Origin of the sequence: Cognatiluteimonas sedimenti (genome assembly GCF_022808325.1) — a bacterium.
Classification (GTDB): domain Bacteria; phylum Pseudomonadota; class Gammaproteobacteria; order Xanthomonadales; family Xanthomonadaceae; genus Cognatiluteimonas; species Cognatiluteimonas sedimenti.
In genome coordinates, this window is the sequence record NZ_JALGCL010000001.1 from 550777 (window position 1) to 576903 (window position 26127).

Here is a 26127-nt window from a genome sequence, read left to right on the forward strand (position 1 = left end):
TTCTTCCTTGAAGCAGATCGTTGGCGGCCAAGGGTCCGGTCAGGCGACGGCGCGTTCGACCCAGGTGGTGGCGAGTTGCTCGTTCAAGGCGCGGGTTTCGCGGATGCGGGATTTCAGTTGGTCGCAAAGCGACATGAGTTCGTCGACTTTGGCAACGATGCGGTGTTGTTCGGCAATAGGGGGGACGGGAACAAGAAACTGAGATAGCTTTCCAATGCTGAGCCCTTCGCGCGAAACCCCCACCTGAACATCCATTACTGCCTTCTGCACAAGCTCAGACATCAAAACCACATGCAAGAATGAGCGCATATCTGCCAGGACTGGCCGCATCACTGTCACGTGCTGGCTTACGTTTCCAGTGTCGAAGTCGTCTGGGACGAGCGCGCAACGTCCTATCGAAGCCCCCGTGATATTGAAAAGCAAATCACCTGCTTCAACATGCGTCCCGCGCATTCGCTTGTGTGTTGCAGGAGGGATGAAAGCAACGTCACTTAGTCGAAGCCCGCTGTTCCATACGTTTTGAGATCGGAGGAACTTGATGCCCTTTTCAACATAGGCCTTCTTGCCTCCAAGTGGAGTACTTCCTGCACCAATTCTTCTAAGTAGAGATTCTAGCCTCACCCACTCCCAAGTATTTGGAACACGAGTTGGTGTTTCTTCTTTATCGATCTTCGTCACTGACTTCGGGGCCCTAATTTCACCCTCGGAAATCAGCATCTTCTTTTTCGCTGCAATCTGCTTTAACAATTCACTCGCTGGCGCATCATCCGCAACCTGCGGCACGAGCTTCCCGGTCACCGCCAATTGCAGCAACGTCTGCTTGAGCGCGTCGATACTGGCCTCAGTGGTGAACAGGGTGTCGAAGTGCTCGGAGAGGCGCTTCCAGCTGGCGGCGAAGTCTTCGGCGTCACTGGCCTGGGTCAGGCTGTCGAGCAGGGCTTGCACCAACTGAGCGTGAGCGCCTTCGGCATTGATCTGCTGGGCTTCGAGTGCGTCGCACAACGCCATCAGCTCATCGACTTTGGCGACGATTCGGTGTTGCTCTCTGACCGGGGGAAGCCCGATAAGTGAATTTGAGATTTGAGCACCGGAAAGGTGATCAACTGTCGTGTACGCCTTGACACCCTGCAGCTGACTCAGTTGGGCTTGCAGAGCCTCGGCTACAAAGCGTCGCGCCAATTCACTACTGAAGAATACAAGTCGGCTCACTCGCTGATTCAGGAGTGAATCGCTCCCTGTCCACAGGGCAACTCGAAACTCTCCATCCATGCTAATGAGGTAGTCCCCATGCCGTACAACAAACTCAGGCCGAAAGTCCCCATCGAAGAAGGTCCCTGAGAATGGTTGTCCAACATCCCTTATTCGTATTAGAGGCAGGCCTAACCCCGCCTGATTGAAACCGCCTGACTTGAAGGCGAAGCCCGCTTGCGAAAATGCAACATCCCCAAGGCGAGCCCAAGTCCAACTGCTCGGCAGCTCGAATGGGGGCGCCTGCTCTCTGCCCTCAGAAGATTGCTTTTCTTTCCTGATCGCCCCTTCGGCCAACAATCGTGACTTTTCTGCAGCGATTCGATCGAGCAAATCACTCGCCGGCTCGTCATTTGGATCCTGCGGCACCAACTTTCCACGCACCGCCAGCTCCAAGATCAGCTCTCGCAACTTCTTGATCCCACTTGGAGCACCCGTCAGCAGCGGCAGATGATCGGTCAACACTGTCACGCCTCACGCTCCAGCGCTTCGGCCAGCACCGTCTTCAACTGGTCACGCAAGCCGGCGATTTCGTCCTGCAATCGCGCGTAATCGCGCAGTAGTTCCTCGGGATCGTGGCTGACCTGCTCCCCCACGTGCGGGTTCTTGCAGTCCAGGTTCCAGCTGCGGGCGCGCAGTTCCTCGATGCTGACCTTCCACGCGAACTCGTTCTCCACGCGGGCAGCGAACCCATCGGCCTCGCTACCCCACCACGCCTGCTCGACCTCGAATTCCTCGATCCGCATCGGCTTAGTCTTGCTGTAACTCTTTACCCCCTTCGGGTACTGGTGCTCGTAGAACCAGACCTCGCGGGTCGGCACGCCCTTGGTGAAGAACAGCAGGTTGGTCTTGATGCCCGTGTACGGATTGAAGACCCCGTTCGGCAACCGCACGATGGTGTGCAGGTTGCATTCGGTCAGCAGCTTCTCCTTGATCCGGCTCTTGATGCCCTCGCCGAACAGGAAGCCATCCGGCAACACGACCGCCGCGCGACCGCCCAGCTTCAGCAGGTGCATGATCAGCACCAGGAACAGGTCCGCGGTTTCGCGGGTGCGGAAGGCCGCCGGGAAGTTGGTCTCGATGCCGTCCTCTTCCATCCCGCCGAACGGGGGATTGGCGACGATGCAATCCACCCGGTCCTTGGGCCCCCAGCTGATCAACGGCTTGGCCAGGGTGTTGTCGTGGCGGATCTGGCTGGGCACTTCGATCCCGTGCAGGATCATGTTGGTGGTGGCCAACAGGTGCGGCAGCGGCTTCTTCTCCACCCCCGAAATGCTGGCCTGCAGGATGCGCTCGTCCTCGGCGGTTCTGACGTAGTGCCTGCGTTTGTGCTCGATGGTGCAGGTCAGGAAGCCGCCGGTGCCGCAGGCGGGATCCATCACGGTTTCCTCCAGCCTGGGATCGACCATCCGCACCATGAATTCGGTGACCGGACGCGGCGTATAGAACTCGCCCGCGTTGCCAGCGCTTTGCAGGTCGCGCAGCAGTTGTTCGTACACGTCGCCGAACGAGTGCCGTTCCTGCGCCTTGTTGAAGTCCACACCGGACTGGATCCTGTTGATCACCTGCCTGATCAGCTGGCCGGACTTCATGTAGTTGTAGGCGTCCTCGAACACCGCCCGCACCACGTAGCCCAACGGCTTGCTGTGACGCGGGTTGAGGCCCTGCAACCCCGGGAACAGGTCGTTGTCGAGGAATTCCTTCAGTTCATCGCCGGTCATGCCCTCCGGGTCTGCCGCCCACATGCGCCAACGGTAGCGTTCCGGCAATGGCGAGCGGTAGCTGTCATCCAGCAGCTCCCACTCCTGTTCGCGGTCATCGAGGATCTTGAGGAACAGCATCCAGACAAGCTGACCGATGCGTTGGGCGTCGCCATCGACACCCACGTCCTTGCGCATGATGTCCTGGATGGATTTGATGGTGCTGGTGATCGACATGACGTCAGCTCAACACTGCATCAACGAAGGCGTCCAATGCGACCCGGTCGGCAAACTGGAACGCTCGTCCATGGGCAATTTCCTTCTTGCCACCATTGTCCCGCTTCGGGAAATCCGCAAGATTGGTGTTGTGGTACGGGCTGGGCGCCATGTGCACGCCAGGCAAGGCTGAAAGCCTGGTCAGTGGCGCGTTCAACGGGTGAACGACGAGCGGATAACGGCCCACCGCAACTGGCGTACCTGTCTTGGCCGTCTTCGCTTTCACGTAAAGCGGATCGCCCAGACCTCCATGCCTGAATCCATGTGCGTAACGCCTACTATCCGCAGACGCCAACGAAAAACCATGCTCCTTGAGAATGGCTTCCACTTCAATACTGTTGAGCATCGCTTACCCGTAAAGTTGATCTTCAAGTTCATGCAAGGCCGAGTCATACCCCGCCTTGCTTCCAAAGGCCCTGACCAGTTCGATCGGCGCGCCCAATCGACGGAACGGGTCGAGCTGCAGGATCCTGATGTCTTCGATGTGCGCGATGCCGGTATCGGCGTACTTGTCGAGCAACCCTTCCAGCACCAGTCTGGCGGTGCCCTGGTATTTGGCAAAATAGTTGCGCTTGCGCACGTTGTCCGCGCGCTCGCGGCGGGACATTGGCGGCTGGTCGAACGCGACATGGCAGATCAGGTCAAAAGGATCCAGCGCCTTGCCCAGTTTTTTTTCGACTTCCGCGGTCAGTTCATCCCACAACACGCCGTGACTGGCGAGCTCCTCGATGATGGCCTTCTTCTGGTCGGCGTCGGCCCAGCGCCGCAGGAAATCATCCATCGACGTGAATTGGCGCCGGACACGATCGCGGGTGAAGTCCCTCAGTGACTCGGTGATCAGCCTGCCGTCCGGCCCGTAGTACTGCACGCGTTCCGCCACCACGCGCACCTCGACGTTGTCTACGACGTAGCGCGGGCGAGGTTCACTGACGCCGGCCCCGCCTTCTCCGGGGCCGGCCGTGGTCCAGCCAGGCGCGACCGTGCCGCCGCTGCCGCCTTGAGTATCACCTGTAGATGGGGGCATCTCAGGGGGAACCGGCGATTGACCGGGGCCGGGCTTGTAGATCTGCACCGGCTCCCCATCGAACGCGGGATCGGCGAACAGCTCGGTCGCCTTCTTGAAATCGAGGATGGTGAACCAGTACTTGCCGTAGTCCTCGTTGATGCGGGTGCCGCGGCCGATGATCTGCTTGAACTCGGTCATCGACTTGATGTGCTGGTCGAGCACGATCAGCTTGCAGGTCTGCGCATCCACGCCCGTCGTCATCAGCTTGCTGGTACAAGCGATCACCGGATAGCGCTCTTCCGGGTTGATGAAGTTGTCCAGCTCGGCCTTGCCCTCGGCTTCGTCGCCGGTAATCCGCATGACATATTTGCGGTTCTCACGCACGCGCTCCGGGTTGAGATTGACCAGCGCCTGGCGCATTCGCTCGGCATGGTCGATGTCATCACAAAAGACAATCGTTTTCTGGAACGGATCCGACGCCACCAGAAATTCCGTGATCTTCTGCGCCACCAGTTGAGTACGCGCCTCCAGCACCAGGCCGCGATCCATGTCGCGCTGGTTGTAGATGCGGTCTTCGATCAACTGACCGCTCTTGTCCACCATCCCCTTGGGCGGCCGCCAGCCCTCCAGGTCTTTGTCGAAGTCGATGCGGACTACCTTGTAGGGCGCCAGGAATCCGTCCTCGATGCCCTGCTTGAGACTGTAGGTGTAGACCGGTTCACCGAAATAATGGGTACTGGAGACGTCCTTGGTTTCCTTGGGCGTCGCAGTGAGGCCGATGTGCGTTGCGCCCGCGAAATAGTCGAGGATCTCCCGCCACGCCGAGTTCTCCGCTGCGCTGCCACGATGGCACTCGTCGATCACCACCAGATCGAAAAAGTCGGGCGAGAACTGCTTGTAGATGTTGCGTTCCTCATCGTTGCCCGTCACCGCCTGGTAAAGGGAGAGGTAGATCTCGTATGAGGTGTCGATCTGGCGCTTGCTGATTTTTGTCATCGCCGCGCCAAACGGCTTGAAGTCGTTGTTCTTGGTCTGGTCCACCAGAATGTTGCGATCCGCGAGGAACAGGATCCGCTTCTTTTGCCGCGACTTCCAAAGCCGCCAGATGATCTGGAACGCGGTGTAGGTCTTGCCGGTTCCGGTGGCCATGACCAGCAGGATCCGATCCTGTCCTCGCGCTACCGCTTCCAGCGTCCGATTGATGGCAGTGACCTGGTAGTAGCGCGGCGCACGGCTAGTGCCGTCGTCGTAATACGGCGTTTCAACCTTCTGTTCCGCCACGGCGTCGAAGCCTTTCCACTGGCAGTAGCGGCGCCACAATGCGTCGGGCGCCGGGAACTCTTCGAGGCTCAGGGCACTTTCGACTTTCTCACCCGTGCCGGTGCGGTCGTGAAACAGGAAGCCATCGCCATTGCTGGAGAACACGAACGGGACGTCCAATGCTTCTGCGTAATTCAGCGCCTGTTGCATGCCGGCACCGACCGAATGCGTGTTGTCCTTGGCCTCGATCACGGCCAAAGGCAGATTGGGCTGGTGGTAGAGGATGAAATCCGCGCGCCGCGCCCTGCCACGGCTGTGCAGCTTGCCCCGAACAATGATGCGGCCCTTGGTGAAGCTGACTTCTTCGCGGACCTGGGTCTGGATATCCCAACCCGCCCGCTGGATGGCAGGGGCGATAAACTTTGTACAGATATCGCGCTCACTGAACGTCTTCTTGTCCATCCCACCCCCCTGCCGGCGCCTTCGCCCAGCGATGACATCCTAACCGGCGGCACTCCCTGCGAGTCCTGCATTGGTGTCTTTGCGCACCTGGGCGGCAAGAGCTATGCCCGCGTAGTCCACGCCACGAGTGAAGCGGTCGGTCAGTACGGTCATCGGCCTCCCCTGCCAGCGACGACATCCTCCATGATGCCCGTGCGGGTCGCATGATGCGAGATTCCGGCGCTTTTCAGCCGGATTTGCGCCCGTGCGTAGCCCCGGAGTCCCCTACGCCGCCAACCGATGCTCGAAATACGGCCGCTCGCGGTCATCCAGGATCGCGTACTGCGCCGCCAGGTCGGCGGCATCCGGGTTCAGCCACGCATCGATGTTGCCGGGCTTGATCGGGATCACGCAGCGGTCGTGGCCGGCGGCGGCGACTTCGGGCGGCGGGGTATCGGTGATGGCGGCGAACGACAGCAGGTCGGGCGCATCCGCGCCCTGCCAGTGTGACCACAGGCACGCCACCAGCATGTCCTGGGTCGGGCGCGGGCGGAATTCGAGCACCACGTTCTGCTCCTGCTCGCCGGGCGCGAGCGCGCGATGCTCCATCGCATGCCGCGCCACGTTCTCGTAGAAGGCGTTGATCACCAGCAGGCCGTGGCTGGCGCCGAACAGGCCCTTCCAGAAGCCCTCGAGGTTGTCGCGGCGCGCGTTGTAGGTGCCGGGGTAGCGGGTGTCGTTGCCCGCCGGCTTGCCGGCCGGGCGGCACTGGTAGCGCATCGGCCGCAGCACGCGCCGGCCGCCGTCGCTGGCGATCACCGGCGCATACCAGCCGGGGAAGATGCGCGCGTCGGCATCCACCAGCGTGGTCCGCCGCAGGTCGGCGAGCTTGCCCAGCGCCCACGCCACCTTGGCGGTGGCGATGCGGCGGCTCTCGGTCGCCGCCTTGGTGGTCCTGGTCCGCAGGGTGCGCTCGGCATCGGCCAGGCGCTTGCGCTGCTTGAACAGCTCCTGCTCCAGCGCCGCGGCCTGCGCGCGGTCGTGTTCGTCGATCATCGCCTTGATCGCGCGCTCGTCGTCGCTTTGCGGGTGGGCGAACAGGGCGTCCATCGCCTTGGGGATCTTCGCCTTCGCGCCCTCGTGGCGGTCCCAGTACAGGCGCACGAAGGCCTGGAGGTCGATCACCGCGCCGTATTCGCGGGTGAAGCGGGCGAAATCGTGGCGGATCTGGGCGGAGTAGCACATGGCGGCCTATCTTGGCTCCGATTGCCGGAGCGATCCAGCCGGGGCCGGGGATCGGCCGCGCGATCGGCGTGGGCCATCGTCCGACGCCTGTAAACGCCAGCGAACGCCGGCGCACGTCGGTTGACGCCGGTTGCGCCGGCGCGCCGCGGCCCGCGTGGTGCGCATCCACGTTCGGATCATGCGCCCGCAGGCATGATGGCCGCCTGGCAACCGCAGGAGTCGGCATGGAACTGGGCATGGTCGGGCTGGGCCGCATGGGCGGCAACATGGCACAGCGCCTGTTGCGCGACGGGCACACGGTGGTGGGCTTCGACCCGGATGCCGCGGCGCGCAAGGCGCTGGCCGACGAAGGCGGCGGCACCGCGGACTCGCTGCAGGCGCTGGTCGCCGCCCTGCCCGCGCCGCGCGCGGTGTGGATGATGGTGCCGGCCGGCAAGATCACCGACGGCACCGTCGAGGCGCTGGCCGGGCTGCTGGCGCCGGGCGACGTGGTCATCGACGGCGGCAATTCCAATTACAAGGACACGCTGCGGCGCGCGCAGGCGCTGGCCGCCAAGCGCATCGGCTACGTCGATTGCGGCACCAGCGGCGGCGTGTGGGGGCTGGCCGAGGGCTACAGCCTGATGGTCGGCGGCGACCAGGCGGTGGTGGAGCGGCTGCGGCCGGTGTTCGAAACGCTGGCGCCGGCGAAGGACGCCGGCTGGGGCCACGTGGGCCCGGTCGGCAGCGGCCACTTCACCAAGATGGTCCACAACGGCATCGAGTACGGGCTGATGCAGGCCTATGCCGAAGGCTTCTCGATCCTGCGGCACAAGCAGGAGTTCGCGCTGGACCTGCACCAGGTGGCGCAGATCTGGCGCAGCGGCAGCGTGGTGCGTTCGTGGCTGCTGGACCTGACCGCCGATGCGCTGGGCAAGAACCCGACGCTGGACGGGATCGCGCCGTGGGTGGCCGATTCCGGCGAGGGCCGCTGGACGGTGGCCGAGGCGATCGACCTGGACGTGCCGGCGCCGGTGATCGCGCTGTCGCTGATGGCGCGGCTGCGCTCGCGCGACGACGATTCGTTCGCCGACAAGTTGCTGGCGGCGATGCGCAACGAGTTCGGCGGGCACGCGATCAGGAAGGCGTAGCGCGGCGCTTGCGGTTGTCCGTGCCTATGTAGGAGCGGCTTCAGCCGCGACCGGATCGTTCGCTGCACCATGGGTCGCGGCTGAAGCCGCTCCTACAGGGGGCGAGTTGGCGGTCTGACGCGACCGGATCGCCTGCGGTGCCGATGTAGCGGCTGAAGCCGCTCCTGCAGGGGCACGGGGCTTGGGTCAGGCCTTGTGCAGGGCGCTGCCCTTGTGGACCGCGACGTGGTCGGTCTTGTCGCTCTTGATTTCGTATTGCGGGTCTTCTTCGCTGCAGTGGCGGGTGTAGCCGTGCCAGTCGAAGTCGCGGGTGTGGACCTTGGTGATGGTGCCGCCGACGTGGCCGGCCTCGGAGTTCCAGCGCACGTGGTCGCCGGGTTTGAATTCATGGGGCATGGGGCGTTCTTGGCGGCTGCCGGAGTTGTTGTGGAAGCGGATTCCGTGGGAGGGCTCTGTGGGAGCGGCCCGTGGGAGCGGCTTCAGCCGCGATCTTTTGGATGGCGGTTGATTGGAGGGAGAGCTCGCGGCTGAAGCCGCTCCTACAGGAAGACTTGGATTCAGGAGGGGTGTTTGCTGCGCAGCAACGCCAGGGCGCGGTTGCAGACGTTGTCCACGGTGAAGCCGTATTCGCGCAGGTTGGTGTCGCCGGGGGCGGAGGCGCCGAAGCGGTCGACGCCGATCACGTCGCCGGCGTCGCCGACGTAACGCCACCAGCCCTGGGTGGCGCCCGCCTCCACCGCCAGCCGCGCCCGCACCCGCGGCGGCAGGATCTTGTCGCGATACTCGCGCGGTTGCGCGTCGAACAGTTCCCAGCTGGGCATCGATACGCAGCGCACGGCGATCTCCTGCGCGCGCAGGCGTTGCGCGGCTTCGACGACCAGGTGCACTTCCGAGCCCGACGCGATCAGGATCAGCGCGGGGCTGGTGTCGTCGTCGTCGAGCACGTAGGCGCCGCAGCACAGGCAGTCGGCCGCCTTGAAGCGGGTGCGGTCCAGCGTCGGTACCGCCTGCCGCGTCAGCACCAGGGTCACCGGCGCGTTGCGGGTCTCGATCGCCACGCGCCAGGCGGCCGCGGTTTCGTTGGCGTCGCAGGGGCGGATCACGGTGAGGCCGGGGATCGCGCGCAGGCCGGCGAGCTGCTCCACCGGCTGGTGCGTGGGGCCGTCCTCGCCCAGGGCGATGGAGTCGTGGCTGAACACATGCACCACGTGCAGCTTCGACAGTGCGGCCAGGCGCATCGGCGGGCGCATGTAGTCGGAAAAGACAAGGAAGGTGGCGGTGTACGGCAGGCAGCCGCCGTGCGCGGCCATGCCGTTGGCGATCGCGCCCATCGCGTGCTCGCGCACGCCGAAGTGCAGGTTGCGGCCGGCCAGGCTCCAGCCGCCGCCTTCGGAACCCTGCGTGTCGGTGGCGGCGGTGGCCGGCGGGTTGAAGTCGCCCAGGCCCTTGAGCGCGGTCTTGGTCGAGGGGTCGAGGTCCGCGGAGCCGCCGGTGAGTTGCGGCAGCCTGGCGGCGATGGCGTTCATCACCTTGCCCGAGGCCTCGCGCGTGGCCATGCCCTTGGCGTCGGCGGGGAACACCGGGAGGGCGGCGTCCCAGCCGTCGGGCAGCGCAGCGTGCAGGCTGCGCTCGAGCTCGGCGGCGAGATCGCGGTGCGCGTGCGCGTAGGCGGCGAAGCGGGTGTTCCAGTCGTCCTCGATGTCGGCGCCGCGGGCGACCGCCTGGCGCATGTGCGCGAGCGCGTCTTCTGGCACCACGAAGTCGGGTTCGGTCGGCCAGCCCAGCGCCTGCTTGGTCTTGCGCACGCCCTCCTCGCCCAGCGGCGAGCCGTGCGCCTTGTAGCTGTCCTGCTCCGGCGATCCATAGCCAATGTGGGTGCGCACGATCACCAGCGAGGGCCTGCCGGTTTCGTCGCGCGCGGCCTGCAACGCGGCGGCGATCGCCTCCACGTCGTTGCCGTCGGCGACGTGCTGCACGTGCCAGCCGTAACTCTCGAAGCGCTTGCCGCGATCCTCGCTGAAGGTGATGTCGGTGCCGGCGGCCAGGGTCACGTAGTTGTCGTCGTACAGGCAGTTGAGCTTGCCAAGCTTGAGGTGCCCGGCCAGCGATGCGGCCTCGGCGGCGACGCCTTCCATCAGGTCGCCGTCGCTGACCAGCGCCCAGGTGCGGTGGTCGACGATGTCGAAGCCGTCGCGGTTGTAGCGCGCGGCCAGCTGCGCCTCGGCCATCGCCAGGCCGACGGCGTTGGCCATGCCCTGCCCCAGCGGCCCGGTGGTGACTTCCACGCCGGGCGTGTGGCCGCGTTCGGGGTGGCCGGGCGTGCGGCTGCCCCATTGCCGGAACTGTTTGATGTCGTCCAGCGACAGGTCGTAGCCGGCCATGTGCAGCAGCGCGTACAGCAGGGCCGAGCCGTGGCCGGCGGAGAGCACGAAGCGGTCGCGGTCGCTCCAGCCGGGGTTGCGCGGGTTGTGCTTGAGGAAGCGCTGCCAGAGCGTGTAGGCCATCGGGGCGGCACCCAGGGGCAGGCCGGGATGCCCGCTGTCCGCCTTCTGCACCATGTCCACCGCGAGGAACCGCAGGGTGTCGATGCAGCGCTGGTCGATCTGGTCGGGCATGGTCGCCTCCTCGTGGCCCGGGTGGCGCGGCGTCAGCTGGCGTCGCGTCCCCGTCGTTCGCGGTAGCGCCGGATCAGCGCGTTGGTGGAGCTGTCGTGCGCCAGCGCGGGCGCGGCGGCAGCGAGTTCGGCCTCGGTGGTCTTCGCCAGCTGCTTGCCGAGTTCCACGCCCCACTGGTCGAAGCTGTCGATGTTCCAGATCGTGCCCTGCACGAACACGGCGTGCTCGTACAGCGCGACCAGCGCGCCGAGGCTGCGGGGCGTGAGCCGGTCGGCGAGGATCGTGCTGCTGGGCCGGTTGCCGTCGAACACGCGGTGCGGCACAAACGCCTCGGGCGTGCCCTCGGCGCGCACCTGCGCGGCGCGCTTGCCGAACGCCAGCGCCTCGCCCTGCGCGAACAGGTTGGCCATCAGCAGGTCGTGCTGCGCGTCCGGCGGGTTGAGCGGCTGGCAGAAGCCGATGAAGTCGCACGGCACCAGCCGCGTGCCCTGGTGCAGCAGCTGGTAGAACGAATGCTGGCCGTTGGTGCCGGGTTCGCCCCAGTAGATGGGACCGGTCTGGACTTCGACGCGCTTGCCATCGAGGCCGACGTGCTTGCCGTTGCTCTCCATCGTCAGCTGCTGCAGGTAGGCCGGGAAGCGCTTGAGGTACTGCGCGTACGGCAGCACCGCGACCGTGGCCGCGCCGAGGAAGTTGTTGTTCCAGATGCCCAGCAGGCCCATCAGCACCGGCAGGTTGCGTTCGAACGGCGCGCTGCGGAAATGCACGTCCATGGCGTGGAAGCCGGCGAGCATCTCGCGGAAGTGGTCCGGGCCGATCGCGATCATGGTCGACAGCCCGATCGCCGAATCCATCGAGTAGCGGCCGCCGACCCAGTCCCAGAACCCGAACATGTTGGCCGGGTCGACGCCGAAATCGCGCACGCCGGCCTCGTTGGTGGACACGGCGACGAAGTGCTTGGCCACCGCGGCCTCGTGGTGCAGGGCCGCCAGGCACCAGTCGCGCGCGGCGTGGGCGTTGACCAGGGTTTCCTGGGTGGTGAAGGTCTTGGAGCAGACGATGAACAGCGTTTCGGCCGGATCGAGGCCGCGGGTGGCTTCGACGAAATCGGTCGGATCGACGTTGGAGACGAAGCGGAATGCCAGCTCGCGCCGGCTGTAGTGGCGCAGCGCTTCGTAAGCCATCACCGGGCCGAGGTCGGAGCCGCCGATGCCGATGCTGACGACGTTGCGGATGCGCTGGCCGGTGGCGCCGGTCCAGCGGCCGTCGCGCACCTGCCCGGCAAAGGCCGCCATGCGCTCGAGCACCGCGTGCACCTCCGGCACCACGTCGTCGCCGCCGGTGGCGATGCATTCGCCCTCGGGCGCGCGCAGGGCCACATGCAGCACGGCGCGGTCTTCGGTGGCGTTGATCCGGGCGCCTGCGAACATCGCGTCGATCCGCGCGCGCAGGCCGCAGGCGTCGGCCAGTTGCAGCAGCAACTGCAGGGTGTCGTCGCCGACGCGCTGCTTGGAATAATCCAGGTACAGGCCGGCGGCCTCGGCGACCAGTCGCTCGCCGCGTTGCGGATCGGCCGCGAACAGGTCCTGCAGCGTGCGCTCGGCCCGTGCCTGCGCGTGCTGCCGCAGCGCCTGCCACTGCGGGCGCGCCACCAGCGAGGGCGCGGGCTGGGCGGGAAGGTCGCTGCTGCGGTCGGTCATGCCCTTCAATGCGTGTCCTTGGCGGCGGGTGGCCGGAAGCCGTTGGCAGGTGCGGACGTTGCATCCTCGCTGCGAAAACGCGGATCCGGCATCGTGCAGTCGAAGCAATCACGATACTGGAATCCCGCTTTCGCGGGAATGACGGCCAGGGTCAATGCTGCAACGCCGCGGCCTTGTCCTCGATCCGGTGCAACAGCTGCTTCCAGGATTTGACGAACGCCGCGGCGCCGTCCTTTTGCAGGCGCTCGGCCAGCTCCTCGGTGTCGATGCCGGCATCGGCGTAGCGCTGCAGCAGCTGTTCAGCGTCGCCGCCGTCGCTGGCCATCACCCCATCGACGCGGCCGTGGTCGGCGAAGGCGCGCAGGGTCTTCTCGGGGATCGTGTCGATCGTATCCGGCGCGGCCAGGGCTGCGACGTACAGGGTGTCGGGCGCGCCCGGGTCCTTGGTGCTGGTGCTGGCCCACAGCAGGCGCTGCGGCCGTGCGCCGGCGGCCTCGAGCCGCCGCCAGCGTTCCGACTCGAGCAGCTCGCGGTAGGCACGATAGGCCTGCTTGCCGATGGCGATGCCGAGGCCGTTGCGCAGTTGCGTCGGCGCGCTCGAGGCGATCGCCTTGTCCCAGCGGCTGACGAACAGCGATGCCACCGACGCGACCACCGGGTCGCGGCCGTCGGCGATGCGGCGCTCGATCCCGCGCAGGTAGGCCTCGGCCGCAGCCAGGTATTGCCGGGTGGAGAACAACAGGGTGACGTTGACCGGTACGCCGTCGTAGATCGATTGCTCGATCGCCGGCACGCCCTCGGGCGTACCCGGGATCTTGACGAACAGGTTGCGGCACTGCGCCTGGTCGTGGATGCGGCGCGCCGCGGCGACGCTGCCGGCGGTATCGGCGGCCAGCAGCGGCGAGATCTCCATCGATACCCAGCCATCCACGCCGTCGGTCGCCGCGTGCGCGGGCTCGAACAGGCGCGCTGCACGGCGCAGGTCTTCCAGCGCCAACTCGATGAACAGCGCTTCGCCCGATTTGCCGGCGGCGTGCTTGTCGGCGATGGCGGCGTCGTAGGCGTCGCCGTCGCCGATCGCCTCGTCGAAGATGCTCGGATTGGAGGTCAGCCCGGTCAGGCCCCATTCCCCGATCCAGCGCGCAAGGCTGCCGTCGTCGAGGATGGCGCGGGTGATGTTGTCCAGCCACAGGCTCTGGCCGGTGGCGCGCAGCTCTTGCAGGTTCTGGTTCATTGGTGACCTCGCCTCATGCTTGCTTGGTGGGTTCAGACCGGTTCCGGCATCGGATCGCGGGCCGGCCAATCGGCCGGGAACAGCAGTTCCGGCGCGATCACGGCCAGGTCGCCGACGCGGTCCAGGCGTAGGTCCGGTGGATGCGCGGCGGCATCGGCGTCGGCGTCGCTGGCGTAATGGCCCTGGCGCACGAACACCGTGGTGACGCCCGCACCGAGCTCGGCCTTGACCGCGTCCAGCAGCCGCGGCTTGTCGTCGACCAGCACGTAGTGCCGCGCCGGCAGGCGGCTGCGCACGCTGTCGAGCTCGCGTTCCTTGTGCAGCGTGACCAGCACCCTGCCCCGCACCGCGTCCCACAGGCCCGAACGACGGATCTTGCGCGGCTGGAACACCATGTCGCCATCGGACAGCAACGCGACGGTGGCGAACCGCTGCACCTGGGCCAGCATCCGCCACACTTCCGGGAACACGCGCTCGCCGAACGGATAGTCGAGCAGGAAGCTGGACAGCTCGAGCAGGTCGGGATCGTCCTCGAAGCCGCGCCGCAGCAGCTGCAGCGGCGCCAGGTAGTCGGCGTAGCCGCGGCCGTCGCGCAGGCGCTCGTAGAGCTGGCGATAGCGCATGCGGCCTTCCTCGCCCAGCGCCTGCACCAGCTGCGCGTCGAGATCGGCGGAGAAGCGGTCGTTGTCGAGCAGGGTGTTGTCGACGTCGAACAGGATCACCAGCTCGCCGGGGCGCGCGAGCTCCTGCGGTCCGCTGCCCGGGGAAGCGTGCATCAGCATGGCGCGCTGCCCTCGGGCCGCGGATCGTGCCAGCCTTGGTCGTCGCCAAGAACAGCGCGCGCCGCGGCCGGGCCCCAGCTGCCCGAGTCGTACGGTTCGACCGGATCCGGCAGGTCGAGCACCGGGTCGACCACGCGCCACGCCGCTTCCACCGCCTCGTCGCGGGTGAACAGGCCGGCGTCGCCACGCAGCGCGTCGCCGAGCAGGCGTTCGTAGGGCGGCGCGGCCGCGGCGCGCTGGTGGCGCGCGACCAGCTCGACGTCCTCGCCGCGCATGAAGTCGCCGGCCTGCTTGACCCGTGCGCCGGCGGCGATCACCACTTCCGGCCCGAGCCGGAAACGGAAATAGTTGGAATGCGCCGGCCTGGCGCTGCCGTGGTCGTCGTCGAAGATCGTCATGGGCGGGTGCTTGAGGTCGACCACGACCTCGGTCGCGGTGATCGGCATGCGCTTGCCGGCGCGGATGTAGAACGGCACCCCGGCCCAGCGCCAGGTATCGATCTCGAGCTTGAGCGCGGCGAAGGTCTCGATGTTGGAATCGGCATCGACGCCGGCTTCGTCGCGGTAGCCGCGGAACTGGCCGCGCACCACGTGCCCGGGCTGCAGCGGCTTCATCGCCCGGAACAGGCGCAGCTTCTCGGCGTGGATGGCCTGGGCGTCGTCGCCGATGGGCGCGTCCATCGCCAGCAGCGCCACCACCTGCAGCAGGTGGTTCTGGACCACGTCGCGCAGCGCGCCGACGTCGTCGTAGAAGCTGCCGCGCCCCTGCACGCCGAAGCGTTCGGCCATGGTGATCTGCACGTGGTCGACGTAGTTGCGGTTCCACACCGGTTCCAGGAAGGCATTGGCGAAGCGGAAATACAGCAGGTTCTGCACCGCCTCCTTGCCCAGGTAATGGTCGATGCGGAAGATCGCGCCCTCGTCGAAGACTTCGTGCAGGGTGCGGTTGAGCGCCCGTGCCGAGGCCAGGTCGCGGCCGAAAGGCTTCTCCACCACCACGCGCGCGTCGTCGGCGCATCCCGACTGCGCCAGCGCCTGCACCACGGTGGCGAACAGCGCCGGCGGGATGGCGAGGTAATGCAGCGGCCGCTGCAGGCCGTCGAGTTCGCGCCTGAGCCTGGCGAAGGTGTCCGGATCCTTGTAGTCGCCGTCGATGTAGCGCAGCTGCGCGCAAAGCCTGGCGTACGCGGCCTCGTCGACGCCGCCCTCGCTGTGCACCAGGCTGTCGCGCACGCGCGCGCGCAGCTGCTCCACGGTCCAGCCGGCCCTGGCGACCCCGATCACCGGCATGTCGAGCTCGCCGTCGCGGACCAGCGCCTGCAGCGCGGGGAAGATCTTCTTGTAGGCGAGGTCGCCGGTCGCGCCGAAGAACACCAGGGCATCGGACTGCGGATTGCTCAACGCTCGCTCCTTGCGTGCGGCCGCGCATGCGCGGGCCAGATACGACCTACACCATTCATATCAGACCGCGGGTTAAGGCCACGCCGATGCGAGTCGCGCCCATCCGCCGGCCACGAGCCGGCTGCAAACGTGGGGCCGGCAATGACACGGGCCGCAATCGCGGCCCGTGTCGTGCATCGTCCTGGCCGGGTCGCGGCAGGGTTTGGCGTTACGACTGCACCGGCACGATGGTGATCTCGACGCGGCGGTTCTGCGCGCGGCCGGCTTCGGTGTCGTTGCTGGCGATCGGGCGGGTCTCGCCGGCGCCGGTGACGATCATGCGCTGCTGCATCACGCCCTTGCCGCTCAGGTAGGCGGCCACGGAATTGGCGCGCTGCTGCGACAGGGTCATGTTGTAGGCGTCGGTACCGACGCTGTCGGTATGGCCGGCAACCTCGATCACGGTCTGGTTGTACTGGTTGAGGGTGCTGGCGACGTTGTCGAGCACCGGATAGAACTGCGGCTGCAGGTTGCTGCTGTCGAAGGCGAAGGTGATGTTGCCCGGCATGTTGAGGGTGATGTTGTTGCCCTGGCGGACGACATCCACGCCGGTGCCGGCGAGGTCGCGGCGCAGCGCGGCTTCCTGGCGATCCTGGTAGGCGCCGATGCCGGCACCCGCGAGCCCGCCGACGCCGGCGCCGACCATCGCGCGCTGGCGGCGCTCGACTGCGTCGCCGCCGCTGAGCAGCCCGGCGACCGCGCCGATGCCGGCGCCGATCAGGGCACCGGTGCGGGTGCGATTGGGATCGTTGGGGTCGTTGGTCTGGCCGGTGTAGCTGGCGCAGCTGGTCAGCAGCATCGCACCGGCAAGTGCGGCGCAGAGTCCGGTCGTGGTGAGCTTGCTCATCATGCTTCTCCTGGTCGTGGGGGTGGCCTGTGGAGTGGACTTCCGCAGACCTGAATACGCGGCCAAGGTAATCATGGATGCGTCACCATCGGGTGACGGAGGGCGCTTTCCGTTTAGCCGGCGGTCGGGATGACGCCCGCTGACAACAGCGCATCGGCGGCGTCGGCATCCAGCGAGCGCTCCCAGTCGCCCATCAGCGCCAGGTACAGCAGCTTGTCGAACTCGGCACCGAAACGGCGCGCGACCGCGTCCGGGTCGGGGATCAGGCGCGCGTCGGCGATCAGGCCGAAATGGACGCGGCCGTTGTAGCTCAGGATCGACAGGCCTACGCCGATCGACCCGGTCTGCGGTACCCAGAACATCATTTCCCGTAGCGCGCAGCCGGCCATGTACAGCGGCTGCTGCGGCCCCGGCACGTTGGTCGCCACCGCCGTCGCCTTGCGGCTGAAGAGCTCCAGCGCCAAGCCCTGGAGGGCCGATGGCGCCATGCCCAATGCGGCAAGAAGGCCAAATGCAACAATGGCTTGCCGCGAGTTCTTCAGGCCGTCCATGCACTTGGAAACGCGCTGCACGCGGGCGATCGGGTTGTGCTCGCCGACCGGCAGGTCGAGGAACACCAGGCCGAAGTGGTTGCCGAGCTTGCGCGCGTGTTCCAGCGGTCGCAGGTTGACCGGCACCGTCGCGCGCAGGGTGACGCCGTCCACCGCCTCGCCGCGCTCGAGCATGTAGTCGCGCAGCGCGCCGGCCGCGGTCGCCATCAGCACGTCGTTGACGGTGCAGTCGCAGGCGCGGCCGACTGCCTTGACCTCTTCCAGGTCCAGCGGTTGCGCCCAGGCCACGCGCTTGCTGACGCCCAGGCGCCCCCGCAACAGCGACGGCGGATCGTCCGGCAGCACCAGCGCGGCCACCAGTTCGCGCGCGATCTCGCCGCCCTCCTTCGCCAGCATCGCGGCCAGCGTCGGGTCGCGGTACATCGCCATGCCCTTCTCGACCATCGCACCGCCGAGCTTCATGTAGCGGTCGACGGCGCCGACCCGGCGCGCGACGTCGGCGCCGTCGCGCTTGAGCCAGGCGCGCGCGAGGTCGCGGCCCTTGCCCGTATCGCGCGCGGTGTCGGTCAGCGACAGCAGCACCTGCACCAGCGCGATGCCGTCGGCGTAGCTGTGGTGGATGCGCGCGACCAGCGCCGTGCCGCCCTGGTAATCCTCGACCAGGTGGAACTGCCACAGCGGCCGGCCCGGATCCAGCGGGCTGGACGCGAGGTGGCTGACGAAACGCTCCAGCGCGCGCTTCTCCGCGGCCGCGGTGCGGGGGCGGCCGGGCAGCGCGCTTTCGCGCACGTGCCAGTCGAGGTCGAAATGCGCGTCGTCCTGCCACGACGCGCCTGCCGGGGTATCCACCGGCTTTTGCCGGAAGCGGGCGTAGGCGAGGAAGCGCAGCTCGATCACCTTCTTCAGCCGCGCCAGCGACATCGGCTCGGCGAACACCAGCACGCCAGTGATCATCATCGGGTTGGTCGGCCGCTCCATCCGCAACCAGGCGGTGTCGACCCGCGACATCGGCTCGCGCCGCGGCTTGCGCGGAGCATTGGCGGGGCGCTTGCGCGGCGCGGCGGTGGGCATGCGATTCCCGGTTGGTCGGTGCAGGCTTGCCGGAGCAGGCCGTCGCGCGAGTGAATCACGCCCTGCCGCGGACGGTCAACGCGACGCCGACCACGCAGGACGCTGCCGGATCAGCCGCCGCGGTAGACGCGCGGGATGCGCTGGTTGAGGCCGGTCAGGATTTCGTACGGGATGGTACCGGCCGCCTGCGCGACGGCTTCGGCGGTGATGCTGGCGTCGCCCTGGCGTCCGACCAGCACCACTTCGTCTTCGTTCCAGGCGCTGTCCTGGCCGATGTCGACCATGAACTGGTCCATGCAGATGCGCCCGACGATGCGATGGCGCCTTCCGCGGACCAGCACCTCGCCGCGCGAGGACAAGGCACGCGGCCAGCCGTCGCCATAGCCGATCGGGACGGTCACCACGCGCGTGTCGTGCTCCGGTGCCCAGGTCGCGCCGTAGCTCACCGGGTGCCCTGCCTTGACCACCTTGAAGTACACCACCTGCGAGACCAGCGACAGCGCCGCGCGCACGTCGACGGTGGCCTGCGACAACGGATCGGGCAGCACGCCGTACAACAGGATGCCGGGACGCACGATGTCCAGCCACGTGTCGGGGAAGTGCAGCACGCCGCCGGAATTGGCCAGGTGCCGCAATGGCATCGGTGCGCCGAGGCGCTCGAAATGGGTGCAGGCCTCGCCGAAGCGCTCGACCTGCAGCGCGGTCATCTCCGAACCGGGGTCGTCGGCGCAGGCCAGGTGCGAGTAGATGCCCTTGATCGTGCACCACGGCGATGCCACCGCCGCTTCGATGAAGGGCCCGCACGAGTAGCTGTGCACGCCGATCCGTTCCATCCCGGTGTCGATCTTGAGGTGGATCGTGGCCTTGCGGCCGAGCCCGCGCGCGGCGTCCTCGACCTGGCGCAGCTTGTCCAGCGAGGACACGGTGATCTCGAGGTCGTGGGCGATGAACTGCGCCGCCTGCGGGCCGAAGATGCCGCCCAGCACCAGGATCGGGACCTTGATGCCCGCTTCGCGCAGCGTGATCCCCTCCTCCAGGAAGGCCACGCCGAGCTGGTCGACACCCTGCGCCTGCAGGTGCAGCGCCACCGGCACCAGCCCGTGGCCGTAGGCGTTGGCCTTGACGATCGCCATCACCGGCACGCCCGCGTGGGCGCGGATCGCGCGCAGGTTGTGCGCGATCGCGTCGAGGTCGACCAGGATCCGGGTCGGGCGTTGGGTCATCGCGCCATTGTAGGGCCGCGCCGCGATCGGCAGTCCGGCCGGCATGCGCGCCTGCGGGTCGGTGGACGGGCGATCGCCCGGGCCGCCTACTCGAAGCTGCCCACCGAGTCGTGGGCCAGGTTGTCGAAGCGCGTGTACTCGCCGAAGAACTTGAGCTTGATTGCCCCGGTCGGGCCGTTTCGCTGCTTGCCGATGATGATCTCGGCCAGGCCCTTGTCGGGCGAGTTTTCCTTGTTGTAGTACTCGTCGCGGTAGATGAAGACGATCACGTCGGCGTCCTGCTCGATCGCGCCCGACTCGCGCAGGTCGGCCATCATCGGGCGCTTGTCGGTGCGCGTTTCCAGCGAGCGATTGAGCTGCGACAACGCGATCACCGGCACGTTGAGTTCCTTGGCCAGGCCCTTCAGGGAGCGCGAGATCTCGGAGATCTCCGTCGCCCGGTTCTCGCTGTTGCCCGGCACCGCCATCAGCTGCAGGTAGTCGATGACGATCAGGCCCAGGCCGTGCTCCTTCTTGATCCGGCGGGCCTTGGCGCGCAGCTTCTCCGGCGACAGCGCCGGCTCGTCGTCGATGAAGATCTTGGCCTCGCGCAGCAGGCGGATCGCGCTGGTGACGCGGCTCCAGTCCTCGTCCTCGAGCTGGCCGGTGCGCAGGCGGGTGGCGTTGATGCGGCCCACCGAGGAGATCAGGCGCAGCGCCAGCTGGCTGGCCGACATTTCCATCGAGAAGATCACCACCGGCTGCTTGGACTTCATCGCCGCGTACTCGGCCATGTTCAGCGCCAGCGTGGTCTTGCCCATCGACGGGCGCGCGGCCAGGATCAGCAGGTCGGTCGGCTGCAGGCCCGCGGTCATCTCGTCGAATTCGGTGTAGCCGGTCGGCAGCCCGGTGACGCTGCCGCCGCTCTCGTAGCGCTTCTGCAGCACGTCGAAGGCTTCGGCCAGCGCGGTGTGCACGGAGACGTAATCCATCCGCCCCTTGGCGCTGTGCTCGGCGATCGCCAGAACGCTGGACTCGGCGGCATCGAGGATCTCGCTGGTGTCGCGGCCATCGGGCTGGAAGCCGTCGTTGACGATGCCGGTGCCGACTTCGATCAATTGCCGCAGCACCGCCTTGTCGCGCACGATTTCGGCGTAGGCCATGATGTTGGCGGCCGAAGGCGTGGTGCTGGCCAGTTCGATCAGGTAGGCGCCGCCGGCGACCTGCTCGGCCTGGCCCATCGACTCGAACCACTCGCCCAGGGTCACGGCGTCGTACGGGCGGCTCTTCTCCGCCAGCTCGCGGATCGCGCGATAGATCAGCTGGTGGTCGCGACGGTAGAAGTCCTCGTCGGTCAGGACATCGGCGATGCGGTCGAAGGCGTCGGGCGCCAGCATCAGGCCGCCGAGCACCGCCTGTTCGGCCTCGACCGATTGCGGCGGCACGCGCAGCTGTTCGATCCGGCTGTCGGCGCGCGCCTGGCCATGGAACGACGGATCGGCACGGAAACCCTGGCGCGCGCTCATCAGTAGCGTGACTCCCCTGTCCGGATCGTCGCTGCGATCCTGTTGTTGTTGTACCCCGTTGGCCATCCTAGTCGTCCTGCCGGCGAAGCGTTGCAGATAACACTGTGGATAACCGGTGGGCATCGCAGGAACTGAGACCGCCGCTCGTCTGGCCATGACCCGACCATGCGAAAGGCAGCGACGGGATGGCGCCCCAAGTCGCTCCTCGTTATTCGCTTGGTTGGTGCGCCATCCCGCCGCTGCTGAAGGTTGCGCGGTTACTCCCCCGAAAGACGCGATGCCTCATGCCCGGACGACGCACCGCGTCATAGCGGAGCGGCTCGTGGGTTCCCCGACAACCAAGCGAATAACGAGGAGCGACTTGTCGGGGAGCCCGCGAGCCGCCTTACGCAACTCCAGATATGAACGACTTATCGCGAAACCATCGAGTCGTCCTGCGCGACCTCAGACCCGCGCACCGCCAAAAAGGAACGGGCGCCCCGAGGCGCCCGTCCTGGTAGTGCGTGGCGAAGAATACTTACGCGGCTTCGGCCTCGACCACGACCTTCACCGGCACTTCGACGTCGGCGTGCAGGTGCACGATGGCTTCGGATTCGCCGACGTGGCGGATCGCGCCCATCACCACTTCCGACTTCTCGACCGGGGTGCCCAGCTTGGTCAGCGCATCTGCGACTTCGCGCGGGCCGACCGAACCGTACAGCTTGCCCTCGGTGGAAGCGTTGGCGTAGACGGTGACGCTGGCGCCTTCGAGCTTGGCGCGGCGCGCTTCGGCGTCGCCCAGCTGGGCCTGGGCCTTGGCTTCGTACTCGGCGCGGCGCGCCTCGAACTCGGCGGTGTTGGCGGCGGTCGCCGGCACGGCCTTGCCTTGCGGCACCAGGAAGTTGCGGCCGTAACCCGGCTTGACCTTGACCTTGTCGCCCAGGTTGCCGAGGTTGGTGACTTTCTGCAGCAGGATCAGTTCCATTTCTTTGCTCCGATTCGTTAGCGGCGCGCTGGCCGCAACGTGTGCTGTCCGAATGGGTGAAGGGCCAGGGGCGAAGTCGACAGCGTCACTCCCTGCCAGGCAAGCGTCTTGCCCTGCAGCGCGTGCGGCGGGCGACCTGCCCCTTGACCGTTTACCGCCCTCAGGCGTTGTGGTTGTCGGTGTACGGGATCAGGGCCAGGAAGCGGGCGCGCTTGACCGCGGTCGCCAGCTGGCGCTGGTAGCGCGACTTGGTGCCGGTGATGCGGCTCGGCACGATCTTGCCGGTCTCGGTGAGGTTCTGGCGCAGGGTGTTGAGATCCTTGTAATCGATCTCTTTCACGCCTTCGGCGGTGAACTTGCAGAACTTGCGGCGGCGGAAGAACTTGGACATGGGTGTGCTCCTAGGGGCGATCAGGCGGCTTCGGCGGTGTCGCCGGTGTCGGTCGTGGCGTTGCCGGCCGCGCCTTCGTCTTCGTCACGGCGGCGACGCTCGCCACGCTCGGGCTTGTCGCCCTTCTCGTCCTTGTTCTTCATGATCAGGGACTGCTCGGTGACCGCCTCGTCGCGGCGCATCACCAGGTGGCGCAGGACCGCATCGTTGAAGCGGAAGCCCTCGACCAGCTCGTTGAGCACGGCCTGGTCGACCTCGATGTTGAACAGCACGTAGTGGGCCTTGACGAGGTTCTCGATCGGGTACGCCGTCTGCCGGCGGCCCCAGTCCTCAAGGCGGTGGATCTTGCCGCCGCCGGCCTCGATCAAGCCCTTGTAGCGCTCGATCATCGCCGGCACCTGCTCGCTCTGGTCCGGATGGACCAGGAACACGATTTCGTAATGACGCATGGTGTTTTCCTTGTGGATGCGGCCCGGCATCGCGTGGATGCGGGCCCGGCAGCCCCCCGTCGGCCGCAACGGACGCGGTGGGGCAAGGGTCTCCCCGGGGGACGGATCCGCCGCGGAGCCGGCAATTATCGCAGTATCAAGGACTTGGAAGCAACTGGTGGAGGCCGGCGAAAACGGTGCCTCCGAAGAAGTCGCCCCAACCGGATCCGGGCATGAGCTCCCGTTGCCAAGGGCTTCGGCCGAGTCGCCGTCCGGCGGGCTGGGGTGCTTCGCCCTCCTGACGACATCCTGTCTTCAAGTCGGGTCGTGGGCCATCCATGGTCCACTCTCCGCACCCCAGCCCGCCGGGCGGCGACTTCGCGAGCTCGGAGGTTCGGGGTTTTGGCTGCTCTTGCTCTTCAAGCGCCGGGCGACTGTGCAGAAGCAGGTGGCCCGCTATGCACGGGACCTTCGGCGACATGGATGTCGCCGATGAGCCTACAGGGACGTCCTTGCGGCGTGTCCCGTGGATAGCGGGCCACTTGCTTGGGCGAATATCTACGCGGCGCGATCGGCGTCGGTGGTGAAGCTCTCGCCGCAGCCGCATTCGGCGGCGACGTTGGGGTTGGCGAACACGAACTGCTCGTTGAGCCCGTTCTTGAGGAAATCGATCCGGGTGCCGTCGACCAGCGCCAGGCTGTCGGCGTCGACGAAGATGCGCACGCCGTCCTGTTCGAACACGGTGTCGTCGGGGCGTTGCTCGCGGGCGAGATCGGCGAGGTAACCCCAGCCCGAGCAGCCGGTGCGCTTGACCCCGAAGCGCAGTCCGAGCGCGGCCGGCGCTTCGGCCAGGTAACCGCGGACGCGTTGCAGGGCGGCAGGAGCGAGCAGGATCGACATGCCGCCAGTATAGCGGCGTAGGCGTGGGCGCAGCCGCTCCGGTAAACTGCGGCGTTCATGTAGCAGGCACGGCAACGGCAGGATCCAGGGCATGACAACGGTCAGCGTCGAACACGCGCTTGCGGGCAAGTTGCCGGTGGGCGGAGAGGCCACCGTCCGTGGCTGGGTGCGCACCCGGCGCGACTCCAAGGCCGGGCTGAGCTTCGTCAACGTGAGCGACGGCTCCTGCTTCGCGCCGATCCAGGTGGTGGCGCCGGCATCGCTGGCCAACTACGAGTCCGAAGTGAAGCGGCTCACGGCCGGCTGCGCCGTGATCGCCAGCGGCACCCTGGCGCCGTCGCAGGGCCAGGGCCAGGCATTCGAAATCCAGGCCGATCGAATCGAGGTGGTCGGGTGGGTCGACGACCCGGAAACCTACCCGATCCAGCCCAAGGCGCACTCGCTGGAGTTCCTGCGCGAGGTCGCGCACCTGCGCCCGCGCACCAACCTGTTCGGCGCGGTGACCCGCATCCGCGACTGCCTGGCCAAGGCGGTGCACCGCTATTTCCACGAGCAGGGCTACTACTGGATCACCACCCCGATCATCACCACCTCCGACGCCGAGGGCGCCGGGCAGATGTTCCGGGTCTCGACCCTGGACGCCGCCAACCTGCCGCTGGGCGACGATGGCGCCGTGGATTTCTCGCGCGACTTCTTCGGCAAGGAAACGTTCCTCACCGTGTCCGGCCAGCTCAACGTCGAGGCCTATTGCCTGGCGCTGAGCAAGGTCTACACCTTCGGCCCGACCTTCCGCGCCGAGAATTCCAACACCACCCGCCACCTCGCCGAATTCTGGATGGTGGAGCCGGAGATCGCCTTCGCCGACCTGGCCGAGGACGCGCGCGTGGCCGAGGAGTTCCTCAAGTACCTGTTCCGCGCGGTGCTGCGCGAGCGCGGCGACGACATGGCCTTCATCACCGAACGCGTGCAGAAGGACGCGATCACGCGGCTGGAGGCCTTCGTCAACGCGCCGTTCGAGCGCATCAGCTACACCGAGGCGGTGGCGCTGCTGCAGAAGTCCGGCCAGAAGTTCGACTTCCCCGTCGAATGGGGCCTGGACCTGCAGACCGAGCACGAGCGCTGGCTCACCGAAGTGCACGTCGGCCGGCCGGTCGTGGTCACCGACTACCCCGAGCACATCAAGGCCTTCTACATGCGCCTCAACGACGACGGCAGGACCGTCGCGGCGATGGACGTGCTGGCGCCGGGCATCGGCGAGATCATCGGCGGTTCGCAGCGCGAGGAACGGCTGGACGTGCTCGACAAGCGCATGGACCAGTTCGGCCTGGACCGCGACCACTACCAGTGGTACCGCGATTTCCGCCGCTACGGCACCGTGCCGCACGCCGGCTTCGGCCTGGGCTTCGAGCGGCTGGTGGTCTATGTCTGCGGCCTGGCCAACATCCGCGACGCGATCCCGTATCCGCGCGCGCCCGGGCAGGCGGAATTCTGAGGAGGGCGCGGACCGATGAGCACCGACGTCGTGCTGTTCCTGGCCCTGCTGTTCGTGGCGACGGCGATCGCCGGCGCCACCGCGTTCGTGATCTTCTGGCCGCTGTCGCTGGTGCACATCCGTGATCGCCATCCCGGGATCAAGGCGCAACTGGGCGACGGCGCATTCCTGAAGCCTTCCGCGCTGTGGTGGCTGCTGCGCGGCGGTTACCGCGCCACGCCGGACCGCTCGTTGAGCGGCCTGGCGACGCCGGCGCGGATCTCGCTGGCGGTGATCCTGTTCGGGCTGGCCATGGCCGGGGGGCTGTGGCTGCTCTCGCTGGTGCTCGCATGAGCGGCGAGCGCACCGATGGGCAATGGTGGCTGGCGACGCTGGGGCGGACCGTGGTCTGGGCGCGCCTGCGCGTGCGCGAGGCCGGTACCGCGGAAATCTTCGACAGCGACGGCAACACCCTGGCCTACGACAGCGAGGACACGGCACGGGCGGCATTGATGGACGCGGAATTCGTCGCCTTCGACGGCCTCGATGCCGACGACGCGCTGGCCCGTGGCTTCAGCCTGGATGAAGTGCAACCGCCGCGGGCAGACAGCGACGAAGCGCTCAGGCCATTGATGTTCCGGGACCTCGGGAAGAACGCCTGAATCCCATGCCCGCGACGCCCGTTTTCGCCGGAGACCTG

Annotated in this window: 23 protein-coding genes; 4 read left to right on the forward strand and 19 right to left on the reverse strand. The window is 67.0% G+C overall.

The annotated features are described in order from the left end of the window. Positions 1 to 39: 39 nt before the first annotated feature. The 5 genes from MQC88_RS02655 to MQC88_RS02675 all read right to left on the reverse strand — a co-directional run bounded on the left by MQC88_RS02655 (position 40) and on the right by MQC88_RS02675 (position 7176). Positions 40 to 1719, reverse strand: coding sequence for a restriction endonuclease subunit S (locus MQC88_RS02655; protein ID WP_243318982.1), 1680 nt, complete (start codon positions 1717 to 1719; stop codon positions 40 to 42). After that, a complete protein-coding gene (locus MQC88_RS02660; protein ID WP_243318984.1) occupies positions 1716 to 3185 on the reverse strand; it encodes a type I restriction-modification system subunit M in 1470 nt (489 codons plus the stop codon). Before MQC88_RS02660 ends, MQC88_RS02655 begins: the two co-directional genes overlap by 4 nt. Positions 3186 to 3189: 4 nt before the next feature. Next, on the reverse strand, positions 3190 to 3570 hold the full coding sequence (locus MQC88_RS02665; protein WP_243318986.1) for a hypothetical protein: 381 nt from the start codon (positions 3568 to 3570) through the stop codon (positions 3190 to 3192). Positions 3571 to 3573: 3 nt separating this feature from the next. Beyond that, entirely contained in the window at positions 3574 to 5952 is a 2379-nt protein-coding gene (gene hsdR, locus MQC88_RS02670) for an EcoAI/FtnUII family type I restriction enzme subunit R (RefSeq protein WP_243318989.1), read from the reverse strand. Between the two features lie 264 nt (positions 5953 to 6216). Beyond that, a complete protein-coding gene (locus MQC88_RS02675; RefSeq protein ID WP_243318991.1) occupies positions 6217 to 7176 on the reverse strand; it encodes an SOS response-associated peptidase family protein in 960 nt (319 codons plus the stop codon). Positions 7177 to 7400: 224 nt separating this feature from the next. Between MQC88_RS02675 and gnd the strand changes: the two genes are divergently transcribed. After that, the gene (gene gnd / locus MQC88_RS02680) at positions 7401 to 8306 is read left to right on the forward strand and encodes a phosphogluconate dehydrogenase (NAD(+)-dependent, decarboxylating) (protein WP_243318993.1); all 906 of its coding nucleotides are present in this window, start codon (positions 7401 to 7403) and stop codon (positions 8304 to 8306) included. A gap of 186 nt (positions 8307 to 8492) precedes the next feature. Here the strand turns inward: gnd and MQC88_RS02685 are convergent, their stop codons facing one another. The 14 genes from MQC88_RS02685 to MQC88_RS02750 all read right to left on the reverse strand — a co-directional run bounded on the left by MQC88_RS02685 (position 8493) and on the right by MQC88_RS02750 (position 23956). Continuing rightward, positions 8493 to 8702 carry a hypervirulence associated TUDOR domain-containing protein gene (locus MQC88_RS02685; protein WP_243318994.1) on the reverse strand — a complete coding sequence of 70 codons (210 nt, stop codon included), beginning with the start codon at positions 8700 to 8702 and terminating at the stop codon, positions 8493 to 8495. A gap of 161 nt (positions 8703 to 8863) precedes the next feature. Next, positions 8864 to 10921 (reverse strand): transketolase, encoded by a 2058-nt coding sequence (tkt, locus tag MQC88_RS02690; protein WP_243318997.1) that lies wholly within the window; start codon positions 10919 to 10921, stop codon positions 8864 to 8866. Positions 10922 to 10953: 32 nt separating this feature from the next. Beyond that, complete coding sequence (gene pgi, locus MQC88_RS02695) at positions 10954 to 12621, reverse strand: glucose-6-phosphate isomerase (protein WP_243318999.1); 1668 nt, start codon at positions 12619 to 12621, stop codon at positions 10954 to 10956. Positions 12622 to 12772: 151 nt separating this feature from the next. Next, entirely contained in the window at positions 12773 to 13855 is a 1083-nt protein-coding gene (gene tal, locus MQC88_RS02700; protein ID WP_243319001.1) for a transaldolase, read from the reverse strand. A gap of 32 nt (positions 13856 to 13887) precedes the next feature. Continuing rightward, positions 13888 to 14631 (reverse strand): HAD family hydrolase, encoded by a 744-nt coding sequence (locus MQC88_RS02705; protein WP_243319003.1) that lies wholly within the window; start codon positions 14629 to 14631, stop codon positions 13888 to 13890. Beyond that, positions 14631 to 16037 (reverse strand): glucose-6-phosphate dehydrogenase, encoded by a 1407-nt coding sequence (zwf, locus tag MQC88_RS02710; protein ID WP_243319004.1) that lies wholly within the window; start codon positions 16035 to 16037, stop codon positions 14631 to 14633. The genes MQC88_RS02705 and zwf overlap by 1 nt, the downstream gene beginning before the upstream one ends. A 208-nt stretch (positions 16038 to 16245) precedes the next feature. After that, the gene (locus tag MQC88_RS02715; RefSeq protein ID WP_425491531.1) at positions 16246 to 16923 is read right to left on the reverse strand and encodes a YiaD family glycine zipper/OmpA-like lipoprotein; all 678 of its coding nucleotides are present in this window, start codon (positions 16921 to 16923) and stop codon (positions 16246 to 16248) included. A gap of 113 nt (positions 16924 to 17036) precedes the next feature. Then, positions 17037 to 18545, reverse strand: coding sequence for a WS/DGAT/MGAT family O-acyltransferase (locus MQC88_RS02720; protein WP_243319006.1), 1509 nt, complete (start codon positions 18543 to 18545; stop codon positions 17037 to 17039). 110 nt (positions 18546 to 18655) lie between these two features. Next, positions 18656 to 19768, reverse strand: a complete 1113-nt coding sequence (alr, locus tag MQC88_RS02725) for an alanine racemase (protein WP_243319008.1) — start codon at positions 19766 to 19768, stop codon at positions 18656 to 18658. A gap of 86 nt (positions 19769 to 19854) precedes the next feature. Then, on the reverse strand, positions 19855 to 21273 hold the full coding sequence (locus MQC88_RS02730) for a replicative DNA helicase (RefSeq protein ID WP_243319011.1): 1419 nt from the start codon (positions 21271 to 21273) through the stop codon (positions 19855 to 19857). Between the two features lie 517 nt (positions 21274 to 21790). Beyond that, entirely contained in the window at positions 21791 to 22237 is a 447-nt protein-coding gene (gene rplI / locus MQC88_RS02735; protein WP_243319013.1) for a 50S ribosomal protein L9, read from the reverse strand. Positions 22238 to 22397: 160 nt separating this feature from the next. After that, complete coding sequence (gene rpsR, locus MQC88_RS02740; RefSeq protein ID WP_137265408.1) at positions 22398 to 22628, reverse strand: 30S ribosomal protein S18; 231 nt, start codon at positions 22626 to 22628, stop codon at positions 22398 to 22400. A gap of 20 nt (positions 22629 to 22648) precedes the next feature. Next, complete coding sequence (rpsF, locus tag MQC88_RS02745; protein ID WP_243319016.1) at positions 22649 to 23077, reverse strand: 30S ribosomal protein S6; 429 nt, start codon at positions 23075 to 23077, stop codon at positions 22649 to 22651. A 537-nt stretch (positions 23078 to 23614) separates the two neighbouring features. After that, positions 23615 to 23956, reverse strand: a complete 342-nt coding sequence (locus MQC88_RS02750; protein WP_243319017.1) for a HesB/IscA family protein — start codon at positions 23954 to 23956, stop codon at positions 23615 to 23617. 91 nt (positions 23957 to 24047) lie between these two features. Here MQC88_RS02750 and asnS point away from each other — a divergent pair, with 91 nt between their 5' ends. Genes asnS through MQC88_RS02765 form a run of 3 tightly spaced genes read left to right on the forward strand, consistent with a single transcriptional unit; the run spans position 24048 to position 26089 of the window. Continuing rightward, positions 24048 to 25448, forward strand: a complete 1401-nt coding sequence (gene asnS, locus MQC88_RS02755; RefSeq protein WP_243319019.1) for an asparagine--tRNA ligase — start codon at positions 24048 to 24050, stop codon at positions 25446 to 25448. A 15-nt stretch (positions 25449 to 25463) separates the two neighbouring features. Continuing rightward, on the forward strand, positions 25464 to 25781 hold the full coding sequence (locus MQC88_RS02760; protein WP_243319021.1) for a hypothetical protein: 318 nt from the start codon (positions 25464 to 25466) through the stop codon (positions 25779 to 25781). After that, a complete protein-coding gene (locus tag MQC88_RS02765; RefSeq protein WP_243319023.1) occupies positions 25778 to 26089 on the forward strand; it encodes a hypothetical protein in 312 nt (103 codons plus the stop codon). Before MQC88_RS02760 ends, MQC88_RS02765 begins: the two co-directional genes overlap by 4 nt. Positions 26090 to 26127: the final 38 nt, after the last annotated feature.